The 1,076-nt window shown below is 44.0% G+C and carries 1 tRNA gene and 1 rRNA gene; both read left to right on the top strand.

Annotated features, from left to right (window positions below):
• Window positions 1–211 precede the first annotated feature (211 nt).
• Window positions 212–327: ribosomal RNA gene (gene rrf, locus SHEWPOL2_RS22030) — 5S ribosomal RNA — on the top strand.
• A gap of 36 nt (window positions 328–363) precedes the next feature.
• Window positions 364–440: transfer RNA gene (locus tag SHEWPOL2_RS22025), tRNA-Asp, on the top strand.
• Window positions 441–1,076: the final 636 nt, after the last annotated feature.

Below are 1,076 nucleotides of genomic sequence, written 5' to 3'. Positions count from 1 at the left end.
TACTCAATACAGCTTTCTAAATTAACAAATAAAGGTTAATTACGCAGGTAATTGTACGGCAGACAAAGCCGTGACGAGCAAAGGGCGGAGTGTACGGTAGTACATGAGGTCAAAGATGTTCCTTACATCTAATGACACTTCCTCCATCCATGGAGGTCGCAGTAGTGAGGAAACAATGCCGTCAGACGTAGAATTAACCAGTAAGAATTTGCTTGGTGACAATAGCATTGTGGTCCCACCTGATCCCATCCCGAACTCAGAAGTGAAACGCAATCGCGCCGATGGTAGTGTGGGGTCTCCCCATGTGAGAGTAGGTCATCGCCAAGCGCCTAATTTAGCTTAATGTGCAAACGTTAAGTTAAAGGAGCGGTAGTTCAGTTGGTTAGAATACCGGCCTGTCACGCCGGGGGTCGCGGGTTCGAGTCCCGTCCGCTCCGCCAACATTTCGAAAAGCCCTAACAGCAATGTTAGGGCTTTTTCGTCTTTGGAATTTATCTATTTAAATTGTCGCGGAATCCTGTTCTGCAGCATTTATCCCTCTCATTTATTGAGCGCATCACTGTGTGATGTACCATACCAATCGTATTCAATATCTGTTCATTTCGCGGAGTACAAAGCACTTTAGGCAAGGTGAAGGCTTGAAGGCATAATGGGTTCTGCCAAAAGCCTTGAGCGCAGCATAAGCGCTTTACCAAGCAGTAAACATCTGACAGCCTCAAAGGCATCCTGCTTCCTGTGGGATTGACTTAAAATGGAATAACTCTTTCTGCGTTATGCGCCTCGGATTGAAATACCTGTAAGGCTATGAACTGATGAGATATTTTATGTGGCTGGTTTCAATGGCGAGCTAAATTTAGTGGTATCGGGACAGTGTCAGTGGTTTGCTTAAATGAACTTGAGAATGAAAATACTCGACTAAAAAGCGGTAAAAGGCTGAAGTAATAGCAGAGATGATAATCCAATTTTGTTGGCCACTATAAATCCCCCTTTAGTGATTAGAAGAATATAGCCTACTTAAAAATCACTAAAAGTGAGCCATAGGGATCGCTCTTATCGGCCAGATTTAAACTGGCTTA

Origin of the sequence: Shewanella sp. POL2 (assembly GCF_000282755.1) — a bacterium.
GTDB lineage: Bacteria > Pseudomonadota > Gammaproteobacteria > Enterobacterales > Shewanellaceae > Shewanella > Shewanella xiamenensis.
The sequence above is the reverse complement of the archived record's forward strand: the minus strand, read 5'-3'. Positions and strand labels throughout refer to the sequence as shown.